General features: G+C 64.7%; 15 protein-coding genes. 11 read left to right on the top strand and 4 right to left on the bottom strand.

Features of this window, described 5'->3' with window-relative positions; genetic code table 11:
• Positions 1–9 precede the first annotated feature (9 nt).
• Complete coding sequence (locus OG804_RS14980) at positions 10–522, bottom strand: hypothetical protein (protein ID WP_328397943.1); 513 nt, start codon at positions 520–522, stop codon at positions 10–12.
• Here OG804_RS14980 and OG804_RS14975 point away from each other — a divergent pair.
• From OG804_RS14975 to OG804_RS14960, 4 genes are all read left to right on the top strand, one after another.
• Positions 496–1,509 (top strand): radical SAM protein, encoded by a 1,014-nt coding sequence (locus OG804_RS14975; protein WP_328397941.1) that lies wholly within the window; start codon positions 496–498, stop codon positions 1,507–1,509. The genes OG804_RS14980 and OG804_RS14975 overlap by 27 nt on opposite strands.
• A complete protein-coding gene (locus tag OG804_RS14970) occupies positions 1,497–3,302 on the top strand; it encodes an asparagine synthase-related protein (RefSeq protein WP_328397939.1) in 1,806 nt (601 codons plus the stop codon). Before OG804_RS14975 ends, OG804_RS14970 begins: the two co-directional genes overlap by 13 nt.
• Positions 3,299–3,568 carry a PqqD family protein gene (locus OG804_RS14965; RefSeq protein ID WP_328397937.1) on the top strand — a complete coding sequence of 90 codons (270 nt, stop codon included), beginning with the start codon at positions 3,299–3,301 and terminating at the stop codon, positions 3,566–3,568. The genes OG804_RS14970 and OG804_RS14965 overlap by 4 nt, the downstream gene beginning before the upstream one ends.
• Before the next feature lie 138 nt (positions 3,569–3,706).
• On the top strand, positions 3,707–3,859 hold the full coding sequence (locus OG804_RS14960) for a hypothetical protein (RefSeq protein ID WP_328397935.1): 153 nt from the start codon (positions 3,707–3,709) through the stop codon (positions 3,857–3,859).
• A 355-nt stretch (positions 3,860–4,214) separates the two neighbouring features.
• On the opposite strand, the gene lysS is transcribed toward OG804_RS14960, so the two are convergent.
• Positions 4,215–5,918 carry a lysine--tRNA ligase gene (gene lysS, locus OG804_RS14955; protein ID WP_328397933.1) on the bottom strand — a complete coding sequence of 568 codons (1,704 nt, stop codon included), beginning with the start codon at positions 5,916–5,918 and terminating at the stop codon, positions 4,215–4,217.
• A 204-nt stretch (positions 5,919–6,122) separates the two neighbouring features.
• On the opposite strand from lysS, the gene OG804_RS14950 reads away from it, so the two are divergent.
• The 3 genes from OG804_RS14950 (at position 6,123) to OG804_RS14940 (ending at position 7,353) form a co-directional block, all read left to right on the top strand.
• Positions 6,123–6,431 (top strand): hypothetical protein, encoded by a 309-nt coding sequence (locus OG804_RS14950; protein WP_328397931.1) that lies wholly within the window; start codon positions 6,123–6,125, stop codon positions 6,429–6,431.
• 6 nt (positions 6,432–6,437) lie between these two features.
• Positions 6,438–6,869, top strand: coding sequence for an NUDIX hydrolase (locus tag OG804_RS14945; protein ID WP_328397929.1), 432 nt, complete (start codon positions 6,438–6,440; stop codon positions 6,867–6,869).
• Positions 6,870–7,050: 181 nt separating this feature from the next.
• Positions 7,051–7,353, top strand: a complete 303-nt coding sequence (locus OG804_RS14940; RefSeq protein WP_328397927.1) for a hypothetical protein — start codon at positions 7,051–7,053, stop codon at positions 7,351–7,353.
• 626 nt (positions 7,354–7,979) lie between these two features.
• Here the strand turns inward: OG804_RS14940 and OG804_RS14935 are convergent.
• Together OG804_RS14935 and OG804_RS14930 are read right to left on the bottom strand one after the other, a co-directional pair.
• On the bottom strand, positions 7,980–9,296 hold the full coding sequence (locus tag OG804_RS14935; protein WP_328397925.1) for a hypothetical protein: 1,317 nt from the start codon (positions 9,294–9,296) through the stop codon (positions 7,980–7,982).
• A 2-nt stretch (positions 9,297–9,298) separates the two neighbouring features.
• Complete coding sequence (locus tag OG804_RS14930; RefSeq protein WP_328397923.1) at positions 9,299–12,130, bottom strand: ATP-binding protein; 2,832 nt, start codon at positions 12,128–12,130, stop codon at positions 9,299–9,301.
• A 591-nt stretch (positions 12,131–12,721) separates the two neighbouring features.
• Between OG804_RS14930 and OG804_RS14925 the strand changes: the two genes are divergently transcribed.
• The 4 genes from OG804_RS14925 to OG804_RS14910 all read left to right on the top strand — a co-directional run bounded on the left by OG804_RS14925 (position 12,722) and on the right by OG804_RS14910 (position 17,113).
• Positions 12,722–13,696 (top strand): cytochrome P450, encoded by a 975-nt coding sequence (locus OG804_RS14925; RefSeq protein ID WP_328397921.1) that lies wholly within the window; start codon positions 12,722–12,724, stop codon positions 13,694–13,696.
• A gap of 43 nt (positions 13,697–13,739) precedes the next feature.
• The gene (locus OG804_RS14920; RefSeq protein WP_328397919.1) at positions 13,740–15,017 is read left to right on the top strand and encodes a cytochrome P450; all 1,278 of its coding nucleotides are present in this window, start codon (positions 13,740–13,742) and stop codon (positions 15,015–15,017) included.
• A 72-nt stretch (positions 15,018–15,089) separates the two neighbouring features.
• Positions 15,090–16,901, top strand: a complete 1,812-nt coding sequence (locus OG804_RS14915) for a hypothetical protein (protein ID WP_328397917.1) — start codon at positions 15,090–15,092, stop codon at positions 16,899–16,901.
• Entirely contained in the window at positions 16,898–17,113 is a 216-nt protein-coding gene (locus tag OG804_RS14910; RefSeq protein WP_328397915.1) for a hypothetical protein, read from the top strand. Before OG804_RS14915 ends, OG804_RS14910 begins: the two co-directional genes overlap by 4 nt.
• The last annotated feature ends 21 nt before the right edge of the window (positions 17,114–17,134 follow it).

Here is a 17,134-nt window from a genome sequence, read left to right as displayed (position 1 = left end):
CTGTCCACCTTATGTCCAGTGATCAGCATGCCGACATCGAGTTTCGGAGCCTTCCCCGCCATCGATGTCCAGAATATGTCCAGCTGGAGTGCTGGTGTCCATTAACAGGGACGGAATCTGGGCTGGTCCGAGACGCTTCCCGGGCCGACACTCGAGATGTGGCACGCGTTCGAAAATCTGTTCGGGGCAGTCTGTTTCGTAAGCCAATAGCAACGTCTCAGCGAGGTTCTCGGCGAAGCCGCAAAGAAACAACGCATCGCGGCCAATAGCCGGAGTGCGCAGGACATCGGGACGACGAAGAAAGGAACGATCGATGACATCGACATCCAGGAAGCCGAAGGCAACACAGGCGCGGGGTAGCTCCCGGTACACACCGCCGACCGTCCTGGCGGCCTTCAGTCGGCAGGAGCTCGCCGACCAGCTGCCCGAAAACATCGCGCCCCATATCCACTCCAGCCAGAGCAGCTGACCGGCACTTCTGAAATCGAGGACGTGATGCGTTACAACACCTTGGGCATTCATCTGACCAACGCCTGCAATCTCACCTGCGGCCACTGCATCACCGACTCGTCACCCCAGGCTCGGGGTGACCTGACGTGGCCGCAGATCGAGTCGGCTGTCCGCAGCGCCGCCGCGCACGTAGACGGCGTGTGCGTCACCGGTGGCGAAGCAATGCTGCGTCGCGACCTGGCGCTGCGGACAATCGGACTCACCCGGTCGCTGGGCCTGCGTTCCTCCATGGTGACCAACGGATTCTGGGCGCGATCACCACACGAGGCATCAGCAGTCATCGGTGACTTGGTCGCGGCCGGGCTGGACAAACTCGCGGTCAGCTTCGACCGCTATCACTTCACGCCCAAGCACCGCGCCATACGGGTCGAGATGCTCGACGCCTTGCTAGCCGCCGGTGCCCAAACCGCACTGGAGCTGGTCGTTCAGTATTGCGGGCCGGGCGACGATGATGCCTACGAGATCGCCGACTCGGCAGCCGCCCGCCACGGCGCCCGCTTCGAGACCGCCGCTGTGCTCCCGTTCGGCCGGGGGCGCAACCTCATTCTGCGTCGTAACGTGGACATCGCTGAGGTCCCGGATGGGGCATGCGGTGTAGTCGGCCGACCAATCCTCACTCCGGAAGGTGACTTCTATACCTGCTGCGGCCCGGCGCGCGGTGCGCCGCAACATTCACCACTGCGCCTTCGGATCGCGTCGGCTGGTGAGGTCGGTGATGCCTTGGCTGCTGCCGAAGTCGACCCGATCATCAACACCATCCACAACACGGGGCCGAAGTCGATGCTGGACGCGCTGTCCGAGCCGGTCCGAGCTCGGGTGACGCGCAACCTTCTCGACGGGTCGATGTGCTCACTGTGCCGGGCTATCACCGACGACGAAGAAGCAGTCGACGAAGTCCGCGCCCGGTTGCGCGGCGATGAGCTGCGCGTTGTAGCTGTGTCGGCGCTGCTGAAGTCCGTACAGATCGAGCAACAGGAGAGTGCTACATGTCGACGTTGACCGCGGCCCTGACATGGCCTGGTGGTGACGCGCACCGAGACGTAACCGACATGGCTACCGCAATGTCCGACCGAGCACCGGCCTGGGTGTCGGCCGACAGCGCCGCCCCGGCGGAAGCTGCGCTCGCTGTCGGTGCCGCCACAGCTCACGTAGCAAAGTCGAGTATCCGGCATCTGGAGAACGGGGTCCGGCTGGCGATCGCGGGCCCCGTGTGGGTATGCCGCCAGTTGGATGCTATCGGGCCGTTCCTCGAAACTGGCGCGGTCGACGCCGATGCCGTCGCGGAGGTGTTGGCCGGTGTGCACGGAGATGCACATGTCGCTGCACTGATCGGAACGCGATGCGCCGTGATCTACCGGTCGCCGGTGACGGCTCGGCCACTGTTCTACACGGTCAAAGGAGACGGGACCGTCCTCGTCGCCTCGCAGGTGAGGGGCGTTACAGCTGCCATGGTCGATGCGGGTGTCGATCTCGGTGGGCTGGCGCCGTTCCTCGTGCCGGCCATGTGCGATCCAGCGGGTAGTGCGTGGCAAGGAGTCCGGCGGCTGCCTCCAGGGCATGCTTTGATCATCGAATTCGGCCGGACCAGGGTCCGGAAAATGCAGGACTTGGCGCCTGTCGAACTGTCCGGTGGGACGCGGCAGGATTATGCGGCCGAGTTCCGCAGGCGCCTCTTGGTCGCTATCGAGCGTTGCAGCGGGCCTCCCGATGCGGTGCTTCTCAGCGGAGGAATCGATTCGGCAGCGCTGACCTGTGCCGCGACCGTCGCCGCGCTCACACCCGAAGCGTTTTCCCTGACCTACAGCACCGTCGAACTGGCCGCATGCGATGAACGCTCTTTCGTCGACGATATCGAGTACGCCACAAAGGTGCCTGTCGCTCGGATGCCAGCCGACCATCTATTGCCGCTGCTGGTCGAGTACCCGCTCTCGGACGAGCCCGAAGCTTGGACCTACTCGGCCCGCAACGCGGCAATGCTGCGCCACATCGCGGGCACTTCGCGGGCATCAACGGTTATTGCTGGCGAAGGTGGCGATGAGTTACTCCTCGGACAGGTCTTCACCGTCGCTGACCGCCGAGTCCAAGGCGACACCGACGGTGCGGCACGCGAGCTTCAGACCTTCCCTGACCCCGTCGCCGCCCAGCGAGTCGTCGACGCGCTGATCAACGGCGGCTACAACCACCGCGGCGCCAAGATTATGCGAGCCCTCGACGACATCCCTACCTGGCTCTCCGACCGCTACCTTGCCGATACCGGCTTGGCCGACCGGCTCGCCGACAGTTACCCACAACTCGACGCACCGGGCCGACTGGCCGTTGACTATTCACGGTCCCTGATCGCCGAAGCCGGCGCCGCGGGACGCGTGCATTGTGGCGGCTGGTGGGAAGACGCCGGACGAAAGAACGGACTCGCGATCACCTACCCATTCCTCGACCCCGATCTCGCCGCCTTCACCTGGGGCCTTCCACCGCACCTGCTGCGCAACAACGGAATCGAAAAAGTGATCCTGCGGGAATCGCTCGCCCCCGAACTCCCCGCCAGCATCATGCAACGCCTGGACAAGGCCGACGCCCGCGCGATGATGCACACCGGGCTACGCCGATCAGCCGACCAACTCCGTGCCGTCGCCACCAGCGGCCCTCTCGTCGACCACGATGTGATAGAGCCGGATCGCTTGCTCACCGCCATCGACGAGTACCTCGCCGGCCACGACCGCCACGGACCAGCTCTATGGGCTACCACCGCAGTAAACACCTGGATGCTCCATCAACAAGGAGGCATACACCCATGACCACATCAACCCGGCCGTCAGCTAATGCCGCTTTAGCTACTCGCAACGGCGACCTGTGGATACTCGTACCGCCAGGCGACGACGGTGAAGTCCTCGTCGTCAACACCACCGGATACGAGATCTTTCGGCAGTGCAACGGCTCACGCACGCCATCAGACATTGCCGTTGAACTCGCAGGGTGGTCCGGTGCGCCGACCGACGAAATAGCAGAGGATGTCGCTGCATTTCTGGCTCGCCTGCAGAGCGCTGGCATGCTGGCCAACTGAAAATAGTATTGGTGGTGACGCGGGTCACAAGAAGCTAATCTTACCCCAGGTAACCTGCGTCGATACCAATTGAGCCATCCATCATCGTCTGGTTGTGGGAAGTTGCCAGAGCCCGAATGAATCGCGGACTATCGCCAGGTGAGTCTCGAACTGATCCTCTTCGTGGCCTGCGCCCAGGGCCCGACGGTGCTTGCCTTGGCGGTCGCCGTGCTGCACCCGGACGCTGCCCGCCGGACAGACGCCCTCCGTGCACTGCGCACACTTCGCACCACAGGCTGGGGACGTCGGTGACGAACACCAGGCCGGGTGGTATGGCCGGGTACCTTCTGGAAAAGCGTCGACACCGCGAGATGCTCGAAATAGCCGCTACGGCTGGCTCGATCCCCGTCCGAGACCTCTTCCGGAGTATGGGACGCTACGCGGTCTGGCCTGAAACCAGCACTCGGCTGCAGCGTTGGCTCGACAGCCTCGTTCAGCGCGAGTTGATCTGGGTCCAACGCGAAGCGGAAGGCCGCCCCCTTCGAACCGCAGGGGCAACCTTACGTGGACGCCGCGCACTTGGTCGCGTGCGCACGTATGAGCGGTCAATGGATCAAATGCCATCTTCACCTGAGCAGAAGCTGGTCAGGCTATACGCGCCCCGAGTTCACTCCGTACCGCGCGGTGCCGTCAGCAAGCGCCGGGCCTGATCCTGGCCGATCGAGAGCAGCAAGGTCGGCAGGCGGGGCCCGGTCTCGCGGGAGCACAATAGGCAGTAGACCGCCTTGAAGAACGACCGCTGAGCCTTCTTCAACTCGGGTGTCGGCGCCGCGTCTTCATCCAGGCCCTCCATAAGCTTGGGCACCGCGTACACGCTCTTGGTCAACCCATCCAGGGTCCAGTCGTTGCCCATACGCGCTGCCAGCATTCCGACGCCTGCACGGGTCCGGTCATCGAGCTCTGGCCATGCCTCGGCGTTGAACTCGGTCCGGATGATCGTGCGATCCTCGGGTGGCAATGCGCGAGCGAAATTGACAGCGTTCGTCAACCGCGGCTGCAACTCATCCAACAACGCAGCATCGTCCGGAAGGCCAACGTCACTGTCGGACTCCAGATGCTGACGCACCAGGCGTTCGACCTGTTCCGGATTCGCCGCAGTGATATCGGCAGCCGAAGACAGCAAACGAAAAGACACAGGTCGGACGCTGCGCTCAACCACGCCAGCCGAGGTCTGAACACACGCCCGGTGCAGGTGCCGCTCGACCACAGACGCGCTGTCCCCCTTCGCTTTCGCAGCGAACCGATCCCACTCGTCATACAGGCGCAGGATCGCAGGAGGCGACATATCGATCGTGAACGACTGCGACGGCAGCCGTCGAGCATAGAGCCATCGCACCATCGGCGGCTCGAAGATCTCCAGAGCAGTATCAGGGGTGGCCGCGCCACCCGCAGACCCCGACATCTTCGACTTCCCCCCGGCCAAGCCGACGAACGAGTAAACGATCGAACTCGGTGCCGGCGCAGCAAAGATCTCCGGCGCAACCACCTTCCCGGACGCAAAGCTACTGGTAGGCGCGTGATGGTCCTCGCCCGCAGGCTCGAAATCGACCCCCTCGAACGCCCATCGCATCGGCCAGTCGACCTTCCACACCAGCTTGCCCGAAACTCTCGCATCGTCGGCGATGCTCATATTCCCGGTGTGCCCGCAACGGCAGCGGTACGCCACGTTCCGACCATCCCAGCCGGTTACCTCGGTCGAGTCCTTGCCACACACTTCACAGTATGGCTTGAACGGGTAATAGGCGGCCCGCCGCTCGGACACCGGCTTTTCGTGCCGTCCCTCGGTCTGGAAGCGTTCCAAGATGTCGAAGATGTCGTTACGTGAGTCCATCGACCGGCGGATCTGCGCGTTATAGGTTCCAGCCGGATACTGCTGTGACTGGCGAATCTCACGCATCTCCACACCGAGCCGTCGCAAAGCCGCCGTGAACTCGGCAATGAAGTGGGATGCGTACGAATCACGCTCCCCGTGCGGGTCCGGCACAGCAGCCAACGGCTTGCCGATGTGCTCGCCCCACGATTCCGGCAACCCGGCCGGCACTTTCCGGAAGCGGTCGTAATCGTCCCAGCTATGGACGTGTACCGCCTCGAACCCCCTGGCCTTTATTTCTTCGCAGACCAGGTGCGCGGTCATCACCTCGCGCAAATTCCCGAGGTGAATTGGCCCACTCGGGCTTATACCCGATGCGCACACAATCCGCTTGGACGACGACTTTCGCGCATGCTCGATTGCAGTGTCGGCAGCACGCTGAATCCAGCTTGCTTCCACACCAGCATCACGATCATCGTTCACCTGAGTCGTCGAGAGCACTCGGCTACGCTACCAGCGTCACCGCTAGCCCAACCGCGCAGGTCGAAGCTACAAAAGCCAGCGTTCTGCCCCACGAACACGGCGATCCGAATGACCGAGCCAACACCCTCCGATCTGAAGGACACAGGCCCAAGGGCCGTAGCTCGACCCCGTTTGCAGGCGCGACCAGCCTGGTATGGGTTCACGATTGTCTACGACGATGCAATGTTCGACGATGTGCCGGTCGAGCGCTTCCTCGCTGCGCTTCAGGCCGAAGGCTGCGGCGAGATCGACCGGCCCGGATGGACTTGCCCTCTCAACCTCCTGCCGCTCTTCCAAGAGCCAGGTCCTCTGTTTCCGGGCTTCACTGGCAAACTGGCTTACGCACCAGGCGACTATCCGAGGGCCGAATCTCTGCACCACGCCACGCTCAAACTCCCCGTGTGGCATCGAGACGAGGACCTTCCACTCATCGACCGCGACATCGAAGCGCTCCACAAAGTGGCCACCCACCACGCCGACCTGAAAGGGTAGGGCTCGATGATCGAGACACCACTGCTGGATACGTTGACACGGGAAGCCGACCAGGACGAGGTGCAACAACTCGTCGTCGGCGCCGTCGTCCAACACGACGGCAAAGTCCTTCTGTTGCAACGCCCCGCCGACGACTTCATGGGCGGAATCTGGGAGCTTCCCAGCGGGAAGGTCGACCCCGGCGAAGCCATCGACCAAGCCCTGATTCGCGAAGTCAAGGAAGAAACCAGCCTTGAGGTCAGCGCCATCACGAACTACCTCGGCAAGTTCGACTACCAGTCCGGCAGCGGAAAGAAAAGCCGACAATTCAACTTCACCGTCGAGGTCGGTCACACCGAGCCCGTGGAACTCACCGAACACGACGCCTACACCTGGACCAGTCTGGCCGAGGAACCACCGGTCACGGACGCTGTGAAGAAGATACTGGCGCGTGGTTAGGACGGTGAATTAGGACGTCGTCGATCGGTGAATCCTGACACCGGGTTGGCGACGCTGAAGCCTCTAGCGTCGGCGAAATCCGACGTCGCTGACGCGCGTGTCTCGCCAGCTGGGCGTGTCGACAGAGCATTACGGGCATGCCGGTTTCAGGGCATTACCCGGCCCGGGGATGATCGTGCTCATGACCGAGTGGCAACTGCACATATCCCTGACTGAGCTGCGTAGATCCATCGACCTGCTCATGGATCATGTCGCGGCGGCCGCTGATGGAGACACCCTTCATCTGGATAAGGACTATTTCTGGTCCATTGGAGAGGACGAGTTGTACGAGGTCTACAACACTCCGTCCGACCTGACGCTGGGCCAACTCTCGTGGTCGTGGGGACACCTCACGGATCTACTGTCCGATCCGGATGGAGCCATCGGGTACCACCTGGTGTGGCTTTCGGAGGTACTGCGCGCAATTGGCTACAAGTTCCCCTGACCCCCCAGTTCACGCGCCGTCAAGTTGTCACCGATACCGGATGTCAAGCACGCCGGCGGCATCAAATTTCGCCGATACAGCTTCCTGCTCGTTGAGACCGACGTCGGGATTCACCGATCGACGACGTCCAAATTCACCGCCCTAACCAGGCGCGCTACCGCGAGACCTGATCAGGTGCAGCTGCGGGTTCTGGGATGGCCTCCCGCCTCCTGATTTTCAAGGAGGGGCTCTGGATTCGGGGCTCCTCTCCGTGCCTTGGCCAGCAGAGAGGTATCAACTTGTCGAATCGGAGCCGGAGTTCGTGGTCTGCAGCCATGGACTTCCAGGCTGCAGTCGGGATCGCTCGGGAAACATCTGTCACTCTCCGGGATTGACCTCATAGCGGCTTGTGTCCCGGCCGTGGCCGCCAGCAGGGGTGGCTTGAGCGGGACTGCACACCGGTGACATCCGTCGCTTCCGATCCGCAGCCGTGTTCGGCACCTATGGTGGTGTCGCTCCGATCGAAGTGTCCTCCGGAGACGTCGCCGCCACCGGCTCTCCGCGTCGGCGACCGTCAGCTCTACTGAGTGCTCCATGTCATTGCGATCACCCAGATCCGTCGCGATACCGTCGGACGCGCTTACTGTCTAATCGGTTTCCGGGGCGCCGTGGAGGTCGTCTTCGCTGGCTAATTTCGGGTATTGGCTCTGGGTCTCGGGGGTGCTCAATGCGAGTGCGCCGTTTAGCCAGGCGCGGTCGCCGCGGACCGGGTTATCCGGGTCGAGGGGGCGTGCCAGAGGTCGGGCTGCAGTTCCGGTGGGGTCGCTGTCGTAAGGGTATTTGCCCCAGGTGGTGGCTTCCTGCCTGGTCGGGTGGCGCCAGAACGCGACCATGAGCTGGTGGATCAGTGGCCGGAGGTCGTCGGTGGGGACCTCGGTCAGCTCGTCGGCGACGGCGTAGAGGGTGGATCGGTAGGTGCGAAGTCCCCACGCTTGGGCCGCGGTGTTCGTTGGCGCCTGCAGTATGGGTTCGACACCGCCGGAAAAGCGCTGGTACCCCGTGACGATGCCGTGGTCGCCCATGCAGAAGGTTTCGACCACGAACGGTGCGTCGGGTACGCGCAAGTCCATTCCTTGGCCGGTGCCGGTGTTGTACATGTAGGCGGTGACGAGATCGGGGTCGATGCCGCCGGTCGGTCTGGGCTCGTGGCCCCAGAACAACACGTGTGGTCGGCTCGACTCGGTGGCATCGCAGGCGGTGAGCAACGCGGTGATCATTCGGCCGGTCCAGCCGGCATCGACGAGCCCGGTGCGGGAATCGGTCAGGTCGTGGTCGGCGGCATAGGCGATAAGTAGGTCGCGGGTGTGCGCGATCCGCGCGGCAGCGGCCTCGGTGACCTGGGGGAGGGTGAGGAACCGGCGCATCGCGTCGGCGTGGGCGGGGTGGTCGGCGCGTGCGTCAGGATCGAGGGAGACTCCCGCGGAGTGCAGCAGTGGGGTGTAGTCGTCGGCGGGCAGGCCCAAGCGTGCGCATAGGTCGCTGGCGTTGGACTTGACGAAACTGTTGAACAGCCAGGATTCCTGGTCGAGGTGTCGCGGGTTGGTGGCCGCGAGACTCCAGGTCATCCGGCTGCTGTAGACGTATTCCAAGTCGAGGTCGACGCTGGCGAGTGGGGCGAGCCGACGGGCGAGTTCGTAGAATATTTGGCCGTCGCGGGACAGGAATCGCAATCGTTCGAGCCCGCGGTGGTGGGCTTCGCGCAGCATCCAGAAGGTGGCGCCGATGAGGGCGGGGGCGGCGACTCCGGCGGCAACGTCGCGGATGGCCTGTTCGTGTTCGGTGTCGGCCGGTATCGCGGTGCGTGCGGTGCGGGCGGCGGCGTGCAGTAGTGCTGCGGCGTCATCGGGGTGGTGGGAGTGGTCGAGCATGATTTGCTCATAGCGGGTGCGGGTCGGCTCGGGCATCCTCACCATTCTCGCAACACGAGTCGCAGCCGGTGTCCGGTGATACCGAGCCCCTGACAGGTGGCATGCGCGGCGTGCATCTCGGGGGTCGGATCTGTGCCCTGTGCTTCGGCGAGGGTTGCCTGGCCGGCCTGAACGCGGGCGATCCACAGGTGGTCGTGGAGTTCGGCGAATATCTCGTGGGCGGAGGCCAGTGCGGTGGTTGCGGCGGTCAGTTCGCCGGCGTCGCGGTGTATGAGGGCGATCTGGCGTAGTGTGCGGGCTTCGCCGGGGCGGTCACCGATGGCGGTGAATGTGTCCAGGGCGGTCTTGGCGCCGTGGATGGCGTCGTCCCACCGTTGGTTCCGGCGGTCGAGGTCGGCGAGACTGAGGTGGGTTCGGGCGACCCATCGCTGGTCACCTAGAGATCGGAAAATAGCGTGAGCCTCTGCGAGGTCGGTGGAGGCTGCCAGGTAATCCTCAGCGAGGCGGTAGGCGTCTCCGCGATTACGTAGTGTCACGGCGATACCGCGTCGGTCGGAGAGCTTTGCGAACCGGGTGAGGCATTCGGCGAACAGGGGCAGAGCGCGGGCGATATTGTCTTCGTTACGGTGGATGACGGCAATGTGGCGCCGGGTGCGAGCTAGCCAACGCTGGTCGTCGAACTCGTGAAAGATGGGCAGGGCCGTTTCGAATGTCTGTAGCGCTTGATCGTTGTGCCAGCGGTCGCGATGCACGAGGCCGTAGCGGACGCGAGCGCGCGCTTCTTCGAGTCGGTCTGCGAGGCTGCGGTATATCGCCAGGGTCGTATCGAAATGCCGTCGGGCATCGCCCCATCGGGACAGTCCGCGGCTGGCGTCGGCGATTCCGTTGTGGATGCCGGCCGCGATTCGTGTGTCGCTGCCTGAGTCGGCGAGGTCGAGTGCGGTGGAGAAATGGGTGATGGCCTCGTGTAGTCGGCCTTGGTATCGGAATGTGTCGCCGAGGAGGCGCAGGGTAGCGGCCCACTCCGACCGTGCGTCGAGGTCCTGGAAAATGGCTGCGGCGCGGCCGAGCTTGTCGACGGCATCGTCGTAGCGGCCGAGTTCGCGGTACAAGGCCCCGAGACTGCGGAGGGTGGTGGCCTCGGCGCGGTGGTTGCCCGCCTTCTGCGCTGCGTGCAACGCCAGCTCGTGGGTACGGTCCCAGGTCTGCCAGTCGGCGCGCCAATCGAACATCGGAGGAAGGGCTGCCGTCAGTCGGAACGTGGAATCCCACAGCTCGAGTTCATGGGCGAGCTCAACGGCGGCGAGAAGATTCGACCGCTCGGCGGTGAACCAGCTTCGTGGGTCCACCTGGGCGAGGTGGGCGGGATTATGCCCGGAAAAAATGTCACGCGGCAGCTCGTTCGCGTCGGGGTGTAGTTCGGTCGCGGCGACGTGTGCGCACTGCAGGTACCGATCGACCAGGCGTGCCGCAGCTGCACGACGGTCGTCCGCGCTGCCCTGCGAGCTTGCCTGTTCCCGGGCGAAGTCGCGCATCAGGTCGTGCAGCCGGTACCGGACGGTGCCGTTCGCATCGGTGCCGGCAAGTTCTACGAGCTGCGCATCGACCAGCTGCTCCAGCCGTGTCTCGGCTTCAGCGAGATCGATATCGAGTAGGGCCGCGACATTCCAGGCAGGAAAGGTGGCGGCTGTCAGCGACAACAGTCCGAATGTCTGTCGCTCGGCCGCGTTCCGGCCGTGGTAGCTGAGGTCGAACGACGCACGAACCTCGAGATCGCCAGCTTTGAGTACATCCAGACGGCGACTCTTATCGGCCAGGCGGTCGGCAAACCATGCCACCGTCCATCCCGGACGTGACACCAGTCGCGCACCCGCGATACGAAGTGCAAGCGGCAGATAGCCACACAACCGGGCGATATCGGCAAGCGCGCGCGGCTCTGCTCTGGCGCGATGGGGACCGATCAGACGGGTGAGCAGAGCGATTGCTCGATCGTTGGGCAGGACACCGAGGTTCAGTGTGTGAGAGCCGGACAGCGCGGCCAGCGGCGAGCGGCTCGTAACCAGGACCGCGCACGTGGGTGAACCAGGAAGCAATGGGCGCAACTGGTTCTCGGCGGCAGCATTGTCCAGCACGACAAGTACCCGGCGGCCAGCCAGCTGGGCACGGAACAACCGCGCCCGCTCGTCCAGATCCTCCGGTATTTCGCTCCCGTTCAGACCGAGAGCACGCAGGAATCCGGACAGCACCTCTCCCGGGGAGAGTGGTTGCGATTCCACGCCGCGGAGATTCACGTAGAGCTGGCCATCGGCGAAGACGTCGGCCAGCGTGTGCGCGACGTGCGTGGCCAGCGCGGTCTTCCCGATTCCCCCGGGCCCCACGATCGTAGCGATCGGCACGGCCCGGCCCGGGGTTCCGGCCAGCTGCGATGCCAGAACCGATACTTGCTCGTCACGGCCAGTGAAATCGTGAGTGTCAGGGGGCAGCTGCATCAACTGAGGAACGCGTCGAGACGGGGACGTCGTAGGTGCGGGACCGACAGAAGGGGGAGAAGATTCTGGCAGTTCCCCATGTTGCTCGGCGACCGAACCCGCCGCTGCGGATAGTGAACGTTCGGTGCGCACCTGGCTGTCGGAGGCGAACAGCTCGGTGGCGGTGTATCCGGGCAGCATCCTTTCCAGGACTCGGCAGTGGTGGGGGTAGGGGAGTCCTTTCACATCGCCGGAGAGCCAGCGGTGGAACTGTGATCGCCGCGGGGCGGATCCGACGAGGTCGGGATCGATGCTGGCGGCGATCTTGTCGTATTCGCGGCAGAACGCCGTGTGTGTTTGTAGGTGCTGTTGCTGTAGCACGGTTTTGAGGCGTGTTGCCATCGCCGTTTCCCCTTATGCCCCTTCAGACCTTTCGGTTCCCTGCGTCTGCTGGCTCTGCTCATCGTAGAGGGATGTAGAGGGGACATCACGGGCACAAGAAGTTTCAGATGGGCATTACGTGGGTGTGGAGATGCGACACCGTGTCCCGGCAGGGTCGATTCCAGCCGACAAGCGGCCGGTAGTAGCGACGGTGAGCTGACCCAAGAGCTTCAAGCGAAGTGTCGCTGGACTGCGCCGGACCACCCGATCTTCCGGTCGTATGCGGCAATGCCGCCACGCGCACCGACCCCCGTTTGGAGTGTTGTGACCATGCCATTTGCCCGTCCATCGGGTGCCCCGCCAGCCGACCCTGCAGTTGTTCAGGGGTCACCGGTTGCACCGGACGACCGCGCTGTGCCGCTGTACACGGCTGAGTTCGCTGCGGATCCGGCCCGGTTTTTTCGGGAGTGGCGGGCGGAGTTCGGGTCGCTGGTGCCGGTGGAGCTGGCGCCTGGTGTACCGGCGATGTTGGTGATGGGTCATGGGGACGCCCTGCACGTTCTTCAGAGCCCGGAGAGGTTTCCGGCCACTCCTGCGGAGTGGCGGAAGAGGGTGCCCGTCGAGTGCCCGGTCCGGCCCCTGCTGGCGTCGGGTCAGACTCCCGCGCGGACCTCCGGTGTCGAACATTCCCGGTTACGGGGTGCGCATGTGGCGGCGTTGGGCCGGGTGGACCAGCACGCGGTGCAGGCGGAGGTGGAACGGGACGCGGTCTCGCTGATCAATGCGTTCTGGCATCGCGGTGAGGCGGAGCTGCGTGGGCAGTTCGCTGCTCCGTTGGTTCTGGCCGCGGTCAATCGGCTGGTCGGTCTGCCGGAGGAAATGGCGGACGAGGTGGCTCGAGTGGTCCCCGCCCTGGCCGAGGCAGGGGATGCGGTTGCGGCGGTGGCCGGGCGTCGAACGCTGGAATCGATGTTGGGCGAGGCCGTGCTGTGGAAGACCACTGTCCCGGGCGCGAATGTGATGTCGTGGCTGCTGGCCGACGACGACCCGGGATGGTTGGAGTCCGAGGTCGTCGCGCAGCTTGTGCTGATCTATGAGATGGCGGTCGAGCCCACCATTGGTCTGATCACGAACGCTGTCGCGACGGTGCTGACCGATGACCGGATGGAGGCGGCGCTGGGCGGCAGCCTGTCTACGCGGGATGTGTTGGATGCGGTGTTGTTCGACAATCCGCCGTTGACGCAATGGTGTGTGCGCTACCCGCAGGTCCCGCAGCTGATCGGCAACGTGTGGCTGCCCGCGCACCGACCGGTCGTGATCGGACTCGCAGCGTCTCAACGCGACCCGGCCATCGCCCGCGGTGACCGGCGAGGCAACCGGTCGCATATCGCATTCGGTGCCGGGACACATGCCTGCCCGGCCGACGATCTCGCACTGTTGATCGCCACCGTCGCGATCGACCAGCTCATGGACGCGGTGCCGGATATGGAGCTCGCCGGGGAGCTGGTGTGGCGACCGAGCCCGTTCCATCGGTCGCCGACTGCGGTGCCGGTGAGGTTCGAGCCTGCCCGGTCCCGGCCGTCCTGACCTGCTGCCCCGCTGCTTCGCCTTTCGTCTTGATGCGCATTCTGTGAGGACACCGAAAATCATGGTCACCCAGCAATCCCGAGCCGGCAGCCGTTCGATCGAAAGCCTCGGCCCGAAGACCAAGCTCTATGCCCCGGCCTTCGCTATCGCCCCCTACGCCGCCTATGAGCGGATGCGCCAAGGCGGACGAACCCTGGCCCCGGTAGAACTCGCCCCCAATGTTCCCGCCACCCTGGTTATCGGCTACCACACCGCGGTGCGGGTCCTCAATGATCCCGACCGGTTCCCGGCGGATCCACGGGTATGGGAGAAATCGCTTCCGGATGATCATCCGTTGCTGCCGATGCTGGGATGGCGGCCCAACGCGCTGCGGACCGCGGGCAAGGAACACGCTTTCCACCGGGATGCGCTGCAGACCGCGTTGTCGGTAGTCGATCTGCACGCGGTGCGGGAACGCACGATCCGGGTCGCCGCTTCACTGATCAACCAGTTCTGCCAGGCCGGCGAGGTCGAGCTGATCGAGCATTTCATCACTCCGCTGGTGTTCACGGTGCTCAACGAGACCGTCGGTTGCCCACCTGCGCTCGGTGAACGGCTGCGTGTGGCGATCGCGGCGATGTTCGAAGGCGTCGACACCGAGCATGTGAACGCCGAGGTCGCGAAGGCTTTGTTCGAGTTGATCGAACTCAAACGCCGCACCCCTGCCGCTGATATCGCGTCCTGGCTGGTGCACCGGTGCTCGAACCTCACCGATGAGCAGCGGATGCATCAGCTGGTCACGATCTATTCCGCGGGGATCGAGCCGGTGCGCAATCTGATCGCGAACGCGATACGGCGGATGCTGACCGCTGTCCGCTACCGCCACGACAATGCTCACTTCACGCCTCCGGTGCGTGATGCGGTCGAAGAAACCCTCGCCGACGATCCGCCGATGGCCAACCTCTGCAACAGCTACCCGCGCCAGCCGGTTCTCGTCGATCGAGTGTGGCTGCCAGCGGATCAGCCGGTGCTGGTGAGCATGGCCGCCTGCAACACCGACCCCGCGATCGTCGGTAACCGGGGCTGGACCGACAACCGCGCGCATCTGGCCTACGGCAGCGGGCCGCATGCCTGCCCGGATATGGCGCGGGAGATGTCGAAACAGATCGCGATCGAGGCTATCGGGCACTTCTTCGATGCCTTCCCCGAAGCCGAACTCGCCGTTGCAGCGGACGAGGTGCCGTGGCGAACCGGCCCGTTTCACCGTGCCCCCGCGGCCGTGCCCGTCGCGTTCCCACCGACAGCGCCGTTGATCGTCCCACCGGCACGGGCCCACCGATGACACCCGGGCGTTCGGTCGTCGGCCGCCGCGCCCGTTATCTCCGGATCCCGCACTACGGAAGCGAGTGACACCATGACCACCACCACTACCGACCTCGTCACCCCCATCGGATACCGCGGTGAGGACCCGACCGTCGCCGCGTTGCGCGCGGCGCTGTTCGGCGAGCATCTCGGCACCCACCGCGCCGTGATGGAGACCGTGCTGCGGCTCGGCGACGTTGCTCCCGACGGTGACGTCACCTACAGGGAAGAGACCCGGATCGGGCCGACACTGCTGCCGAGGTTGATCAAGGATCTCGGGCTCCCGGCGCGCAAGATCGCCCAGGACGTCCACCTGCGGGGCGCACTCTGCGATAGCGCGGCAATCGGCGCCACGCACCTGATGACCGTGCTGAACGGGCACTTCGCGCTGACCTGCCGGGCGATCCTGGAGCTGGGCAACAACAGTGACTATCTACAGCGATGCCTGGCCGACCTGGACAGCGGGCAGACACTGGGCGTGTTCGCTCACACCGAGCTCGGCGGAACGAACAGCGCCGCTGATCTGCAGATGATCGCGGTACGTGATGCTTCGGCAGGCGGATATCGCCTCTACAGCATCGACATCGAGGCAGTGAAAGCAATGGCCAACCTGGCCGATCGCGACGTGCCGGCCATCGCCGTATTCACGGCGCGCCTGATCGAAAACGGCGAGGACAAGGGCGTGCTGGCGTTCGTGTCACGGTTCCGGAACATCGACGGCAACCTGTCCGACGGCGCCGAAATCTACACTCTGTCACCGAAACACGGGTCGGCCATGCCGCACGCCCTGATCAAACTGAACGGGCTGCTGGTCCCCGAAGACGGGGTCCTGTGCGGGGACTGGGGCAGGTTCGACGACACCGAGGGCTTCGTGTCCGAAGTCCCAGTCCGCGGGCGGTTCCATCGAACGGTCGGGCCCTTGATCCACGGGCGCAACGATCTGGGGATCGCGATGAACCGCAGTGCCGGGGCCGGGGCCGCGGCCACCGTCGGCTTCACGAGTCAACGTCCCCACGGCGACAGTGACGCCCTGCAACGCGATATCGTCACCGCCCTCGCCGACACCTACGCCTGTGGCGTACTGGGCAGGATGGTGCGCGATATCGCGGCCGGACCCGATACCCAGCCGCCGCTGTCACTGTGGCTGATGGTCGTCAAACCACTGTTGACCACCCTGGCCCAGGACGCGCTGATCGTGTGCCGGGAACGGTTGGCCGCGCAAGGGATTCTGCGCTGCAACTATCTCCCGGATGCAATAGCCAACGTCTTCGGCGGAAAGACCGCTGAGGGCGACACCCGCGCCCTCCAAGTCACCGCAGGGCGGTATGCGAAAACCCTGTGCCTCCTCACCCTTCCCGGAACACCGGCTGAGAAGCCGTGGTGGCTCGAGATGATCACGGTTCGCGAGGATCACCTCGCCTCCGATCTCTACCTCGCGACCGGCATCGACCGCGACGAGTACGAGCCCGACGGGGATGCGCTGGGCCTGGACTCCGCGCGTGCCGATATTGCCCACACCACCGGGATACGCCTCGCGGTGACCGCCGCGCTCATCGCCGCCGACAACGCCACCGACCCCACCGCGGCCACCGTGGCGTACTCGGTGGCCGCGGTGGTCGCGCTGGGCTACCTCGCTCCGCTCGGGACATGGTTCCAGCGGCGGGGCTGGCAATCCGATCAGCGGGCCGCCGAGATCGAAACCGACCTGCTGCACCACCGCCGCGTCCTTGTCGACAACCTCACCATCCTGGCTGCCGCGTTCGATGTCCCGCAGCTGCCCGGGGCGCCGGTGTTCGCCCCGGACTACCAGCAGTCCTGGAGTGAACTCACCGGCTGGGGCCCCGACAGCTTCATCCGGCCGTGACGGGCGGGCGACTGCGGTGGCACTCGGGACTGGACCACGACCTTTGGACCCGCCGCCACGCCGACTGCGCCAGCAGCGACACCGAGTTCGCCTCGCTCGGGGAGGCAATGTTCGTCCGCACCGCACACAGCGGCCACGGCCCGCAATGTCTGCAATCCCTGAGCGCCGACGCCTATATCGGCGGTCGCGCAAACCGCGACGAGTACGAATAAGCACCCATTTCGAAGTGGAGG

The organism is Nocardia sp. NBC_00416 (assembly GCF_036032445.1).
Taxonomy (GTDB): Bacteria; Actinomycetota; Actinomycetes; order Mycobacteriales; family Mycobacteriaceae; genus Nocardia.
Note: the sequence above shows the minus strand (reverse complement) of the source record. Positions and strands in the feature narration are given on the sequence as shown.

Bases quoted from the DNA above. Each gene is read 5' to 3' on its own strand.
- OG804_RS14940 (WP_328397927.1), top strand. From the start codon at position 7,051: ATGACCGAGTGGCAACTGCACATATCCCTGACTGAGCTGCGTAGATCC.
- OG804_RS14915 (WP_328397917.1), top strand. From the start codon at position 15,090: ATGACCACCACCACTACCGACCTCGTCACCCCCATCGGATACCGCGGT.
- OG804_RS14945 (WP_328397929.1), top strand. From the start codon at position 6,438: ATGATCGAGACACCACTGCTGGATACGTTGACACGGGAAGCCGACCAG.
- OG804_RS14935 (WP_328397925.1), bottom strand. From the start codon at position 9,296: ATGCCCGAGCCGACCCGCACCCGCTATGAGCAAATCATGCTCGACCAC.
- OG804_RS14950 (WP_328397931.1), top strand. From the start codon at position 6,123: ATGTTCGACGATGTGCCGGTCGAGCGCTTCCTCGCTGCGCTTCAGGCC.
- OG804_RS14975 (WP_328397941.1), top strand. From the start codon at position 496: ATGCGTTACAACACCTTGGGCATTCATCTGACCAACGCCTGCAATCTC.
- OG804_RS14965 (WP_328397937.1), top strand. From the start codon at position 3,299: ATGACCACATCAACCCGGCCGTCAGCTAATGCCGCTTTAGCTACTCGC.
- OG804_RS14980 (WP_328397943.1), bottom strand. From the start codon at position 522: ATGAATGCCCAAGGTGTTGTAACGCATCACGTCCTCGATTTCAGAAGT.
- OG804_RS14930 (WP_328397923.1), bottom strand. From the start codon at position 12,130: ATGGCAACACGCCTCAAAACCGTGCTACAGCAACAGCACCTACAAACA.
- OG804_RS14970 (WP_328397939.1), top strand. From the start codon at position 1,497: ATGTCGACGTTGACCGCGGCCCTGACATGGCCTGGTGGTGACGCGCAC.